Origin of the sequence: Hymenobacter sp. ISL-91 (genome assembly GCF_018613725.1) — a bacterium.
Classification (GTDB): domain Bacteria; phylum Bacteroidota; class Bacteroidia; order Cytophagales; family Hymenobacteraceae; genus Hymenobacter.
In genome coordinates, this window is the sequence record NZ_JAGGPS010000009.1 from 70,251 (window position 1) to 83,679 (window position 13,429).

Genomic DNA, 13,429 nt, shown 5'->3' on the forward strand with positions numbered 1-13,429 from the left:
GTACGTGATTGTGAAGGGGGAGGTGCAGTATTAGGGGTTTTGAAAGCTACAGCGCCAGAAAAACCGGTTTCCCGCTCCAAGCCGTTGGCGTTGCCCGTTGGATGCGTACTTTTGACTTTCTCCGATTTTAACGCGGAACCCGAATTACCTGCCGTGAACGACTACGCCAACGATACCGCCTACCACCGCCCGGTAATGCTGCGCGAGTGCCTCGAAGCCCTCGATTTGCAGCCTGGGGGCCGCTATGTGGACGTTACCTTCGGCGGTGGCGGCCACTCGGCCCGCATCTTGGAGCGCCTGCAAAGCCCCGGCCACCTCTACAGCTTCGACCAAGACGCCGATGCCGAGGCCGAAGCCGCCCAATTGGCCCGCCCCGAGTTCACGTTCATCCGCGCCAACTTCCGCCACCTATTCCAGGAGCTTGACCAGCACGGCGTACTGCCCGTCGATGGCCTGCTAGCCGATCTGGGCGTCTCGTCGCATCAGTTTGATACGCCTGAGCGTGGCTTCAGCACCCGCTTCGACGGGCCGCTGGATATGCGCATGGACCCCGACGGCCCCGACGCCTCGGCCGCCGACCTCATCAACGAATATTCGGAAGCCGAGCTGCACCGCATTTTTGGCATGTACGGCGAGGTAACCAATGCCCGCACGCTGGCCGCCACTGTGGTTTCGGCGCGGCGCGGGCACTCTATTACCACTATTGCAGCCCTCAAGAAAGCCATTGCGCCCTGCACGCCGCGGGGCAAGGAGAACAAGTACTTGGCCCAGGTATTTCAGGCCCTGCGCATCGAGGCCAACGATGAAATGGCCGCTTTGCGCGAAATGCTCGAGCAAACTACTCAGGTGCTGCGCCCCGGCGGCCGGCTGGTGGTTATGAGCTACCACTCGCTCGAAGACCGGCTGGTGAAGAATTTCCTAGCCAAGGGCAAGTTCTTCGGCGAGGCCGATAAAGACCTGTTCGGCCGCACCGATTTACCCTTCGAAGTCGTTACCCGCAAGCCCATGGAGGCCACGGCCGAAGAAGTTGCCCTCAACAGCCGCGCAAGGAGTGCGAAGCTGCGCATCGCCATTAAGAAGTAAAAAAATGTCCTCCAACACTGTTCGGCCTGCTAGCAACCCGCCCCGCGCCAACGTGCCCCGCGCTGTGGAGCCGGCCCCGGTGCGCCCACCGGTAGCGGCCGAGCCAGCGCCGGAAGCGGCCCCCGAGCCGGCACCCCGGCCGGTGCGGGCGGCCCGGCCGGCGGCCCCAAAGCGAAGCACTTGGAGCGTGTTTACGCTGCTGGAGCGGGCCACGCCCATGGATGGTCTGTTTAGGGAGGGCCTGCCGGTGCGCCTGCTGCCACATCTGCTGTTCATCATGTTTCTGGTGCTGCTCTACATCGGCAACACGCACTACGCCACCCGCATGAACCGCAGCATTCAGAAGCTGAAAACGGAAACCGAAGACCTGCGGGCCGACTACACCACGCTTAAGTCTGACTATATGGAGGCCAGCAAGCAGAGCGAAGTGGCCCGGCGCGTGGCCGCTTATGGGCTGGCCGAAAGCTCCTCGCCGCCCTTCCGCATTGCCGTGCCCGCTGGTGGCCTCGATGAGGCCAAGCTGGACATGATGCCCGGGCTTACGGCCGACTCGGTAGCCGCCATGACCGCCCGCGCCCGCGTCGACTCGCTGCGCCGGGTGGTAGGCCCAGCCCTGGGCATCGACTCGGTCGTGGAAGTAGGCGCGCCGCCCGCACCCATCGGCACCGACCTCAACGGCGAGCCGGCTCCGGCCGCCGCTTCATCCAACCGAGCTGCAACCCGCCCGCGATGAAAGGAAACGTTAAAAAAAGCATTGTTACCCGCGTACGGCTGGCCTTTTTGGGGGTATGTCTGTTTTCGGCGGCTATTGTGTGGCGCATCACCCACATTCAGTTTACCGAAGGTGCCAAGTGGAGCGCGCTGGAGCAGGAACGGCGGGTGGTGTACCAGCCGGTGTTTGCTACCCGCGGCAATATTTACTCTGATAATGAGAGTATTATGGCTACCTCGTTGCCCTTCTACCGGGTGGCCTGGGACCCTAGTGTGGTAAACGATGCGCTGTTCAACCAGAAGGTAGACTCGCTGGCCGGGCTGCTGGCAGGCTTTTTCGGCGACCGAAGCAAGCAGGAATATTACCGCAAGCTCAAGAACGCCCACGACCCCAAAAAGGGCGTGCGCTATATCCGCCTCAACTCGCGGCAAATCAATTATCAGGAGAAAAAGGAGCTGGCTTCGTGGCCTATTTTCCGGGAGGGCAAAAACCGGGGCGGGGTGATATTCGAGAAGATTGACAAGCGTTTCCGGCCCTTTGGCGGGCTAGCCCAGCGCACCATTGGCTTCCTGAACGAAGACAAGAATGGGGCGGGCCTGGAGTTTACCTTCAATCGCCACCTGGCCGGCCGCGACGGTGAGGCCCTATTTGAGCGCCTGCCCGGTGGCAACAAGCCTATTTACGATGGTACCGAGGTGAAGCCCCAACCGGGCTACGACGTGAAGACGACGCTTGATATCAACCTCCAGGACATGGCTGAAAGTGCCCTCTACAAGTCGCTGGTGCAGAACAACGCGCAGTACGGCACCGTCATTCTGATGGAGGTAGCTACCGGCCACATCAAAGCCGTAGCCAACCTGGGCCGGGTAGCCGACGGCGTGTACCGCGAAAACTACAACTACGCTATTGCCGACCAGGGCCGCACCGAGCCGGGCTCTACTTTCAAGCTGGCCTCGATGATGGCCGCTTTCGAGGAAAACCCCGATTTGCAACTCACTGATACCATCAACACCGGACGCTCGGGGGCCATGCGCATCGGTGGGGCCGTGAAAACCGACTCGCACCCCTACGGCCGGATTTCCATCCAGCAGGTGTTCGAGAAGTCGTCGAACATCGGCGTGGCGCTACTGACTGAGCGCACGTTCAGCAAGAATCCCGACGAGTACACCAACCACCTGAAAAGCTTCGGCCTCGACAAGCCGCTGGGCTTCCAGATGGCCGGCGAGGCGCGGCCCTACATCAAGGACCCGCAGGACCGAAGCTGGAGCCGTACGTCGCTGAGCACGATGAGCATTGGCTACGAGTTGAAGTTGGCCCCACTCCAGACGCTGGCCTTTTACAACGCCGTGGCCAATGGCGGGGTGAAAGTGCAGCCCATGATTGTAAGCGAAATCAAGCAGGCTGATAAAGTGATTGAGCGATTTGAGACAGTGGTGCTCAACCCCAAAATCTGCTCCGAGGAAACCCTGCAGAAGGTGCGCACCATGATGGAAGGCGTGGTCGAGCACGGCACGGCCCGTGGCATCCGCACCAGCGACTACCTGATTGCGGGCAAAACCGGCACAGCTTGGAAGTTCAAAAACGGCGCGTACACCCGCACCTATTCCACCAGCTTCTGCGGCTACTTCCCGGCCGATAAGCCCAAGTACAGCTGTATTGTGGTAGTCGATTCGCCCAAGAACGGTCGTATTTACGGTGGCGACGTGGCCGCGCCGGTGTTCCGTGAGCTGGCCGACAAAGCCATGGCCCGCGACGCGGCTTCGGAACGGCCGCTGCTGGCCCGCGCCCCGGTGCGCCGCTCGCCGGTGCCGCTGGTGAAAGCCGGCCTGCAGGACGAGCTGACCATGATGTTCAGCCAGCTGGGAGTGCGCCACCAGGCCACGGCCCCCACCGAGGACTGGGTGCGCACTGCCCGCCCCGACTCGCAGACAGCCGATGTGCAGCTACTGCCGCTGCCGCTACGTCCCGGCCGCGTGCCCAACGTGGAGGGCCTGACGTTGCGCGATGCGCTGTTTCTGCTCGAAAACCGCGGCCTGCGGGTGCGTACCAGCGGCTCGGGCCGGGTAACCAGCCAGTCGGTAGCGGCCGGCACGCCCGCCAAGCGCGGCACCACCGTGCAACTGACGCTGGAGCCGATTGGTATGCAGCCCCGGCCACTGGCGGTGCAGGTAGGCGTGGCTGCCACGCCCTAGCAATTATCCGTATTGAACCGTTGACCGGTGTGGAGCCACGACCCTTCACGTCACGTCGTTGCTGCTGCCGCGTCAGGCGTTGCCATGCAACGGTGAGACGCAATGGGACGCGTTTCTACACTGGCCGAAATCCTGCTTAAAACCGCTCTTGAAAAATCTACAGCAACTCCTCGCCGCTACCACCGTGCTGGCCCAGCACGGCCCCACAGACCTTAATATAACCGCCCTTACCCTCGATTCGCGGCAGGCGGGGCCCGGGACCGTGTTTTTGGCGTTGCGCGGCACAGCTACCGATGGCCACCAGTTCATTGCCCGGGCCGTAGAGCAGGGTGCATCCGTAGTGGTGTGCGAGGAGCTGCCAACTGAACTGAACCCGGCCACGGGTTATGTACAGGTGGCCGATTCGGCGGAAGCAATGGCCCTGATGGCGGCCGAATTCTACGGGCATCCATCCCAGCAGCTGCAGCTGGTGGGCATTACGGGCACGAATGGCAAAACCACCTGCGCCACCATGCTGCACAAGCTATTTCGGGAGTTAGGCTACCACTGCGGGCTGCTGAGCACGGTGCAGAACCAGATTGACGAGCAGGTAATCCCCAGCACCCACACCACGCCCGACGCCATCCGCCTCAACGAGCTGCTGGCCCAAATGCGGCAAGCCGGCTGCACCCACGTATTCATCGAGGTCAGCTCGCACGCTGTGGTGCAGCACCGCGTAACTGGCCTGCACTTCGCGGGCGGCGTGTTCACCAACCTCAGCCACGACCACCTCGACTACCACGGCACCTTCGATGCCTATCTGAAGGCCAAGAAGGGCTTTTTTGACATGCTGCCGAAGTCGGGCTTTGCGCTCAGCAACGCCGACGACAAACGTGGGGCCGTGATGCTGCAGAACGTAGCCGGCCGCCGCGAAACCTACTCGCTACGCGGCCACGGCGAATTCCGGGCCCGGCTGCTCGAAAATGCCGTGCATGGCCTGCACCTCGAAATCGAGGGCCGTGAGGTGCAGTTTCGCTTGATTGGCGTGTTCAATGCCTACAACCTGCTGGCTATCTACGGAACGGCCGTGCTGCTGGGCGAAGACGCTACGGAGGTGCTCACGGTACTGTCGGGCCTGACCTCGGCGCCCGGCCGCTTCGAGCCGGTAGTGTCGGAAAAGGCGCGCATTACGGGTATCGTGGACTACGCCCACACGCCCGACGCGCTGGAAAACGTGCTCCAGACGTTGGCCGACATCCGCCAGCCCAGCCAGCAGATTATTACGGTAGTGGGCTGCGGTGGTAACCGCGACGGGGCCAAGCGCCCCGAAATGGCCCGCTTGGCCGCTGTCCTGTCCGAGCGCGCCGTGCTGACTTCGGACAATCCCCGCTTCGAGGACCCCAACGATATTTTAGCCCAGATGCAGACCGGCGTGCCCGCTGCCGCCCTGGGCAAAGTCCTGACCATTGCCGACCGGCGCGAGGCCATAAAAACCGCCGTAGCCCTGGCCCAGCCCGGCGACATTGTATTGGTAGCCGGCAAAGGCCACGAAACCTACCAGGAAATAAAGGGCATCAAAAACGACTTCGACGACAAGCAGGTGCTGACGGAGATGTTCGCGCTGCTGGGGAAGTAGCGTTTAGCAGTTGTGGACTGATAATAAAAGAACGGTGTCATGCTGAGCGAAGGCGCAGCCGCAGCCGAAGCATCTCTACCGCAGTGCTAATTCCTGTCAGTAGGATTACTACTGCAACGAAGCGGTAGAGATGCTTCGACTGCGGCTGCGCCTTCGCTCAGCATGACGGGCCTTTTTTCACTATTCACAACTCAAAAACTCACTACTAACCGCTAATCCCTCCCCGCTAAAATCTACCTTTGCGCTTCAACCCGCCCGCCGAACACCGCGCTCATGCTGTACTACCTGTTTAATTACCTCTATAAAGTACACCACATTCCGGGCACCGGCGTGATGCAGTATAGCTCGTTTCGGGCGGCGCTGGCCATCGTATCGTCGCTGATTATTGCGCAGTATTTCGGCGCGCCGCTGATTCGGCTCTTGCAGCGCCAGCAGATTGGCGAAACCATCCGCGACCTGGGCTTGCAGGGGCAGGCCGAGAAGAAGGGCACTCCCACCATGGGCGGCCTGATTATTCTGCTGGCCATTTTGGTGCCCGTGCTGCTGTTTGCCAAGCTCGACAATATCTACATCATCCTGATGCTGCTCAGCACCGTTTGGCTGGGCCTGATTGGTTTCGTCGACGACTATATCAAGGTAGTAAAGAAGAACAAAGACGGGCTGGCCGGCCGCTTCAAGATTCTGGGCCAGGTAGGTTTGGGCCTCACGGTGGGCTGGGTGCTGTTCTTCAGCAACGACGTAACAGTACGTCAGTATGTGCTGGCCGACGGTTCGTTTTCGGCCGTGAATGCCAGCAGCGTGTATCAGGACGTGAAGCTGATGATTACCACCGTGCCCTTCATCAAAAACAACGAGCTCAACTACGGCGACCTGTTTGCCACGGCCGGCGACTTTTTCAACGAGTACTACGCCTTCTTCTACATCCCCATCGTCATCATCATCATCACGGCCGTCAGCAACGGGGCCAACATCACCGACGGCCTCGATGGGCTGGCGGCGGGCACTTCGGCCATTATCGGTACCACGCTGGCCATTTTCGCCTTCGTGAGCGGCAACGCCCTGCTGGCCGACTACCTTGATGTGATGTTCATTCCGAACTCGGGCGAGCTGGTCATTTTCTGCGCCGCGTTTGTGGGGGCCTGCGTGGGCTTTCTGTGGTACAATAGCTATCCGGCCCAGGTGTTTATGGGCGACACCGGCTCGCTGGCCATTGGCGGTATTATTGCCGTACTGGCCCTCATCGTGCGCAAGGAGCTGCTGATTCCGGTGCTGTGCGGCGTGTTCCTGATTGAAAACCTGTCGGTGATTGTGCAGGTGAGCTACTTCAAATACACCCGGCGCAAGTACGGCGAAGGCCGGCGGCTGCTGCGCATGTCGCCGCTGCACCACCACTACCAGAAGCTGGGCTACCACGAGTCCAAAATCGTGTCGCGCTTCTGGATTGTAGGCATCATGCTGGCCGTGCTGACGCTGGTAACGCTAAAACTGCGCTAGAAAGAGTACTGGGTAGTTGGTATTGAGTAGTGAGACTTTGCCAATTCCAACTAACCGGTTTTCTCACTACTCAATACCAACTACTCAGTACGAAAGAATGCACTACGTAATCTTGGGAGCCGGCGAGAGTGGGGTAGGGGCGGCGCTGCTGGCCCAGGCCAAGGGCTACACCGTGTTTGTGTCCGATAAAAGCCCGATTCAGTCCCGTTACCATCAGAAGCTGCAAGCGGCCGGCATCCGGTTCGAGGAAAACCAGCACACGGAATCCGAAATTCTGAGGGCTGATGAAGTGGTGAAAAGTCCCGGCATTCCGGAGAAAGCGCCTATAATCCAAGAGCTACGGAAAAAAGGCACACCAATTATCTCCGAAATCGAGCTGGCTGGGCGCTATACCCGTGCCAAATGCATCGGCATCACGGGCACCAACGGCAAAACCACTACCACGCTGCTCACCTATCACCTGCTGAAAGAGTGCGGACTGCGCGTGGGGCTGGCCGGGAACGTGGGCTACTCGTTGGCCGAGCAGGTTATCAAGGACGAGCACGACTACTACGTGCTGGAGCTAAGCTCTTTCCAGCTCGACGACACCTACGACTTCCAGCCTTGGGTTTCGGTGCTGCTCAACATCACCCCCGACCACCTCGACCGCTACGACTACTCGCTCGAGAAGTACGCCCAGGCCAAGCTCCGCATCACGCAAAACCAGGATAGCAGCAACTTCTTCATCTACAACGCCGACGACGAAACCATCCAGCGCTACTTCCCCGGTGCGCTGCGGCCCATGCGCCAGCTGCCCTTCAGCCTGCACCAGCGCCCCGACTTCCAGTTGGCGGGCTACTACACCGGGGAAAGCGAAGTGCAGCTAAACCTGCAGCCCGGCCTCGCTGCGGAAGCAGAGGAAATCAGCACGGCTACTTCAGTCCTTATCGGCCAGCATAACCGCCAGAACGCGTTGGCTGCCATTCTGTGCGCCCGACTGGCGGGCCTAGAGGTTGCGCAGATCGAAGCGGCCCTGGCTTCGTTCCGCAACGCCGACCACCGCCTGCAGTTGGTGGGCGAGCACAACGGCGTGCCCTTCATCAACGACAGCAAGGCCACCAACGTGGAGGCCGCTTGGTACGCCCTCGACGGTATTAAGGCCTCGATTGTGTGGATTGCGGGCGGCACCGACAAGGGCAACGACTACAGTAGCCTGCTGCCGCTGGCCAAAAGCCGCGTAAAAGCCCTAATTTGCCTGGGCCTCGACAACGAAAAGCTCCGCGCCAGTTTCGGCAGCGTGGTACCGCACCTCGAAGAAACCCGGCAAATGGAAGCCGCCGTGCAGCGGGCCGCCGCCCTCGCCACCCCCGGCGACGTGGTGCTGCTCTCACCCGCCTGCGCGTCGTTCGATTTGTTTCAGAACTACGAAGACCGCGGCCGCCAGTTCGCCGCAGCCGTGGCTGATTTACGCTAACAGGCGCTCCTCTGCGGGAATCCCAAATGAACAATTGCAATGGTAAATAACTGGCTTCGCAAAAACCTCAAAGGCGACCCTATTCTGTGGGGTATCGTGCTGCTGTTTTCGCTGATTTCCATTGCCGTGGTATACTCGGCAACGGGTACGCTGGCGTACAAGAGCCGCGGCGGCAACACCGAGTACTTCCTTTTCAAACACACCAGCCTGATTTTCGTGGGCCTGCTGTTTATGTGGCTGGCTCACCGCATCGATTACCGCCATTACTCGCGCCTCTCGCTCTATGCGCTGCTGGCCTCGGTACCATTGCTCATCTTCACCTTTGTGATGGGTTCGACGCTTAATGAGGCCTCGCGTTGGCTTACCATCCCGGTTATCAACCAAACTTTCCAGCCCTCCGACCTGGCCAAACTTGCCCTGATTACGCACCTGGCCTCCATGCTCAGCCGTCGCCAGCAAAATGTGGGCGACTTTAAAACTACGCTGCTGCCGGTAATGCTCTGGGTAGGTGTCATTTGTGGGCTTATCATTCTGTCGAATGCCTCCACTGCCTTGCTGCTGTTCGCTACCTGCCTGCTACTGATGTTTATTGGCCGGGTGCCCCTCAAACAGATGGCTGTGATGGTTTTAATTGGCATTGTGATTGGCGGCGTAGGCCTAGTGGCCGGGCAGCGCTGGAAAACGGTGCAGTCGCGTATTGAGAGCTTCACCGACAAGAGCAAGCCGGTCCCGTTCCAGCTGGAGCACGCCTACATTGCCGAGGCTACCGGCGGCTTGTTTGGCAAGGGGCCCGGCAAAAGCACCGAGCGCAACATCATGCCTCACCCATATTCCGACTTTATCTACGCCATCATCATCGAAGAATACGGCCTGTTTGGGGGCGTAATAGTGCTGTTCCTTTATCTGGCTTTCCTCTATCGAGGGCTGAAAACGGTGATGAATAGTTACGGGGCCTTTGGGGGGCTGCTCTCGGCGGGGCTTACCTTTAGCCTGGTGCTGCAGGCTATGGTGAACATGGGCGTGGCCGTGGGTTTGGGCCCGATTACGGGCTTGCCGCTGCCGTTGCTCAGCATGGGTGGCACCTCGCTCATCTTCACCGGCATCAGCATTGGTATCATTCTGGCCGTAAGCCGTGGCGAGCGGGAAATCCGCCCCATGACCGACCAGCCTGCCGACACGGCCCGCATCCCGAAAGTGGCTTAGTTTTGAGCCGTTAGCTTAGTTGTTGGTTGACAGTTGTTAGTTGTCAGCCTGGGTTTGTAGAGCCGACACCAACCTAACAACTGACAACTATCAACTGACAACTATAAACATGAAACTCATCATCAGCGGCGGCGGCACCGGGGGGCACATTTTTCCGGCCGTGGCCATTGCCAACGAAGTACGGCGGCGTTTTCCCAACGCCGAAATCCTGTTTGTGGGGGCCAACGGCCGCATGGAAATGACCCGGGTGCCCGAAGCCGGCTACGACATCATCGGCCTCGACATTGCCGGCCTGCAGCGCAGCCTGACGCCCCAAAACCTGCTGTTCCCAATTAAGGTGATGCGCGCCGTGCGCAAGGCCGGGAAAATCATCGAGAAATTCCGGCCTGATGCGGTGGTAGGCGTGGGCGGTTATGCCTCGGCTCCGGTGTTGCTGGCAGCCACCTCGCGGGGCATTCCGGCCCTTATTCAGGAGCAGAACTCCTACGCCGGCCTCGTAAATAAGCTGCTGGCCAAGCGTGTGCAACGCATCTGCGTGGCCTACGAGGGCATGGACAAGTTCTTCCCCAACGACCGGCTGACGCTAACCGGTAACCCCGTGCGCACCGAAATTGCCAGCGGCCAGCGTGCCGAGGCCCTGGCCTTCTTCGGGCTCGATGCCAGCCGGCCAGTGCTGCTCGTGATTGGCGGTAGCCTGGGCGCACGCACGCTCAACCAGGCCACCGCCGCCGCCTTGCCCCGCCTGCAGGAAGCCGGCGTGCAGCTGCTCTGGCAAACCGGCAAGCTTTATTTTCCGGAAGCCCAAATGCAGGCGGCCCCGTTTGCCGCTGCCGGTTTACAGGCCCTGGAGTTCATCCGCTGCATGGATCTGGCCTACGCCGCCGCCGATGTGGTAGTGAGCCGGGCCGGGGCCCTGTCGGTGTCGGAGTTGTGCCTGACGGGCAAGCCCAGCATCCTGGTGCCTTCTCCCAACGTGGCCGAAGACCACCAGACCAAAAACGCGCTGGCCCTGAGCACCCAAAACGCTGCCCTGCTCGTCCGCGACACTGAGGCCGCTGCCACGCTCTACGACGAAGCCCTGGCGCTGCTCCAAAACTCGGAGCGCCAGCAGCAGCTAAGCGCCAGTATCCGGCAGCTGGCCCGCCCCCAAGCCACGGCCACGATTGTGGACGAACTGCTGAAACTGATTCCGAACGTGTAGGGGTGGGGCTTGTCCCCGCCCGCCGTTGAATGATGGTCGTTGAACAATTCCCATTGCAGCGGCGCGCACGGCGGGCGGGGACAAGCCCCACCCCTACGACCACCATCCAAGCTCTTCACCTCCTGATAAATGAATACCAACGTCTTCTTCCTGGGTATCGGCGGCATCGGCATGTCGGCACTGGCGCGCTGGTTCCGGGCCAACGGGCACGTGGTGAGCGGCTACGACAAAACCCGTACGCCCCTGACCGACGCGCTGACGGCTGAAGGCATCACGATTCACTACGACGACGCGGTAGAGAATATCCCGGCTGCCGTGCGCGAGAACCCCGCCGATACGCTGGTCGTGCTCACGCCCGCCATTCCAAAGGACCACCGCGAATGGGCCTGGCTGCGGGAGCAGGGCTACGACATCCGCAAGCGCAGCCAGGTGCTGGGCGTGCTCACCGAAGGCCGGCCCACTATTGCGGTGGCCGGTACCCACGGCAAAACTACCACCAGCAGCATGGTGGCTCACCTGTTGCACCACGCTGGCGTGCCCTGCGCGGCTTTCCTGGGCGGTATCAGCGTGAACCTGGGCTCGAACCTGCTGCTTCCTGCGGCCGAAGCCAGCAATGAGACAGCCGCCGGCCAAATCCCCGTTGTTGTGGAGGCCGACGAGTACGACCGGAGTTTTCTGACGCTGTTTCCGACGGTGGCCATCGTGACAAGCACCGATGCCGACCACCTCGATATTTACGGGGACGCCGAAACGCTGCTGGAGTCGTTCCGGCAGTTTGTTGGGCAGATTCAGCCCGGTGGTACGCTCATCATCAACCACACGGCCGATGCCAGCGTGGCCGCCGCTGCCCCGGCCGACGTGCGGGTGCTACGCTACAGCTTGAACCCCGAGCAGGGCCCAGAGCTGTACGCCGCCAATATCACCGCCGAGGGCCACCTGTTCCACTTCGACATGCACGGCCCTCCTAGTGACGCTTCGGCGCTGGCATCGGCGGAGCTAACAGCTAACAGCTCTCCGCTAACAGCTAAGAATATGGAGCTGGCTGTACCGGGCTTTCATAATGTGGAAAACATGCTGGCCGCTGCCTGCGTGGCCCGCCTTTATGGCCTCTCCGACGAGCAATTACGGGCCGCTGTAGCCGCTTATCGGGGCGTGAAGCGCCGTTTCGAGTTCGTTGTGACGGCCGGCAGCCCCGAGCAGCCCAAGGTGTACGTAGACGATTACGCCCACCATCCGCGCGAAATCGAGGCCTTTTTGCAGTCGTTGCGGGCTCTGTATCCGGGGCGGCGGCTGCGGGTGGTTTTCCAGCCCCACCTCTACAGCCGCACCCGCGATTTTGCCGCCGGATTCGCTGAGAGTCTGAGCCTTGCCGACGAAGTGGTACTGCTCGACATCTACCCGGCCCGCGAGCAGCCACTGCCGGGCGTCACGTCGGAGTTGATTTTATCCCAAATCACGGCGCCGGTAAAATCTCTCCAAACCAAGGACGAAATTTTGCAAAATGCCGAAACCAATCCGAATTTTGACGTATTAGCCACCGTAGGTGCCGGCGACATCGATCAATTAGTGCCTCAATTAAAGAATATTTTGAATATTCGCTGGCTGAATGATTGAGTTGCCCGACCGGCCGCCTGCCGGCAACCGGGAACAGATTCTGCAGCAATACTCATCATATCATTCATTTTTACGCTGACCTCAGTATCAACCCCCGAATGAACCGCGACGCCAAGAACCTGCTGATTGCCACTGTGTGCCTGCTGCTGCTGCTGGGGATGGGGGCGTTTGCGGCTGTGCGGCAGGCCAACCGCAAGGTGGGGGGCGTTATTGTGTCGGTGAGCAACGAGTTCAACAACTTTTTCATCGGCCAGCGCGAGGTAACCGGCCTGCTGACCCGCCAGGGCCGCGACCGGTTGGAGGGCTCTGCACCCTCCGACATCGACCTGAAGGCCCTCGAAGCGCGCCTCAAGGCCCACAGCTTCGTGAAGGAGGCCCAGGTATACCGCGACTTGGCTGGTAATCTGCACGCCGATGTGCGTCAGAGCCGCCCCATTGCCCGCCTCGTACATGCCGACTCGCGCCAAGACAGCTACCTCGATGCCGACGGGCGTAAGCTGCCGCTTTCTTCGCTGTTCACGGCCCGGGTTGTGCCCATCTCACGAACTGGCGGCGTGCCACTGGCTGCCTCCTTCTTTCAGGACAGCAGCGGCATACGCTACCTCGAATTCCTGCGTTACATCGATGAAAAACCGTTCTGGCGCGCTCAGGTCGCCGAGATATTCGTGGCACCTAATGGAAAGATTTCGTTCACCCAACAGGTAGGTGACCAACGGGTCGAATTTGGCTTTCCTGATAATATTTCGGAAAAATTCGCGAAACTGATGGTATTTTACCGTCAAATTCCGCCGGTGCTTGGCTGGGACACGTACCACCGCGTCAACGTCGAATTCAAGGATCAAATCATCTGCGAATAAAATTA

The 13,429-nt window shown here is 60.4% G+C and carries 10 protein-coding genes; all 10 read left to right on the forward strand.

What is annotated here, in order from left to right; genetic code table 11:
- The first annotated feature begins 153 nt into the window (after window positions 1–153).
- The 10 genes from rsmH (at window position 154) to J7E24_RS04960 (ending at window position 13,424) form a co-directional block, all read left to right on the forward strand.
- Window positions 154–1,083 carry a 16S rRNA (cytosine(1402)-N(4))-methyltransferase RsmH gene (gene rsmH / locus J7E24_RS04915; protein ID WP_215135731.1) on the forward strand — a complete coding sequence of 310 codons (930 nt, stop codon included), beginning with the start codon at window positions 154–156 and terminating at the stop codon, window positions 1,081–1,083.
- A gap of 4 nt (window positions 1,084–1,087) precedes the next feature.
- On the forward strand, window positions 1,088–1,816 hold the full coding sequence (locus tag J7E24_RS04920; RefSeq protein WP_215135733.1) for an FtsL-like putative cell division protein: 729 nt from the start codon (window positions 1,088–1,090) through the stop codon (window positions 1,814–1,816).
- Window positions 1,813–3,987 (forward strand): penicillin-binding protein, encoded by a 2,175-nt coding sequence (locus J7E24_RS04925; RefSeq protein ID WP_215135735.1) that lies wholly within the window; start codon window positions 1,813–1,815, stop codon window positions 3,985–3,987. The genes J7E24_RS04920 and J7E24_RS04925 overlap by 4 nt, the downstream gene beginning before the upstream one ends.
- 148 nt (window positions 3,988–4,135) lie before the next feature.
- Window positions 4,136–5,602, forward strand: coding sequence for a UDP-N-acetylmuramoyl-L-alanyl-D-glutamate--2,6-diaminopimelate ligase (locus J7E24_RS04930; RefSeq protein WP_215135737.1), 1,467 nt, complete (start codon window positions 4,136–4,138; stop codon window positions 5,600–5,602).
- A 273-nt stretch (window positions 5,603–5,875) separates the two neighbouring features.
- Window positions 5,876–7,096 carry a phospho-N-acetylmuramoyl-pentapeptide-transferase gene (gene mraY / locus J7E24_RS04935; RefSeq protein WP_215135739.1) on the forward strand — a complete coding sequence of 407 codons (1,221 nt, stop codon included), beginning with the start codon at window positions 5,876–5,878 and terminating at the stop codon, window positions 7,094–7,096.
- Window positions 7,097–7,193: 97 nt separating this feature from the next.
- Window positions 7,194–8,549 (forward strand): UDP-N-acetylmuramoyl-L-alanine--D-glutamate ligase, encoded by a 1,356-nt coding sequence (gene murD, locus J7E24_RS04940; protein WP_215135741.1) that lies wholly within the window; start codon window positions 7,194–7,196, stop codon window positions 8,547–8,549.
- Between the two features lie 39 nt (window positions 8,550–8,588).
- Window positions 8,589–9,752 carry an FtsW/RodA/SpoVE family cell cycle protein gene (locus tag J7E24_RS04945; protein WP_215135743.1) on the forward strand — a complete coding sequence of 388 codons (1,164 nt, stop codon included), beginning with the start codon at window positions 8,589–8,591 and terminating at the stop codon, window positions 9,750–9,752.
- Window positions 9,753–9,861: 109 nt separating this feature from the next.
- Window positions 9,862–10,953, forward strand: a complete 1,092-nt coding sequence (gene murG / locus J7E24_RS04950; RefSeq protein WP_215135745.1) for an undecaprenyldiphospho-muramoylpentapeptide beta-N-acetylglucosaminyltransferase — start codon at window positions 9,862–9,864, stop codon at window positions 10,951–10,953.
- 129 nt (window positions 10,954–11,082) lie between these two features.
- Window positions 11,083–12,567 carry a UDP-N-acetylmuramate--L-alanine ligase gene (murC, locus tag J7E24_RS04955; protein WP_215135747.1) on the forward strand — a complete coding sequence of 495 codons (1,485 nt, stop codon included), beginning with the start codon at window positions 11,083–11,085 and terminating at the stop codon, window positions 12,565–12,567.
- 98 nt (window positions 12,568–12,665) lie between these two features.
- The gene (locus J7E24_RS04960) at window positions 12,666–13,424 is read left to right on the forward strand and encodes a cell division protein FtsQ/DivIB (protein ID WP_215135749.1); all 759 of its coding nucleotides are present in this window, start codon (window positions 12,666–12,668) and stop codon (window positions 13,422–13,424) included.
- Window positions 13,425–13,429 lie beyond the last annotated feature (5 nt).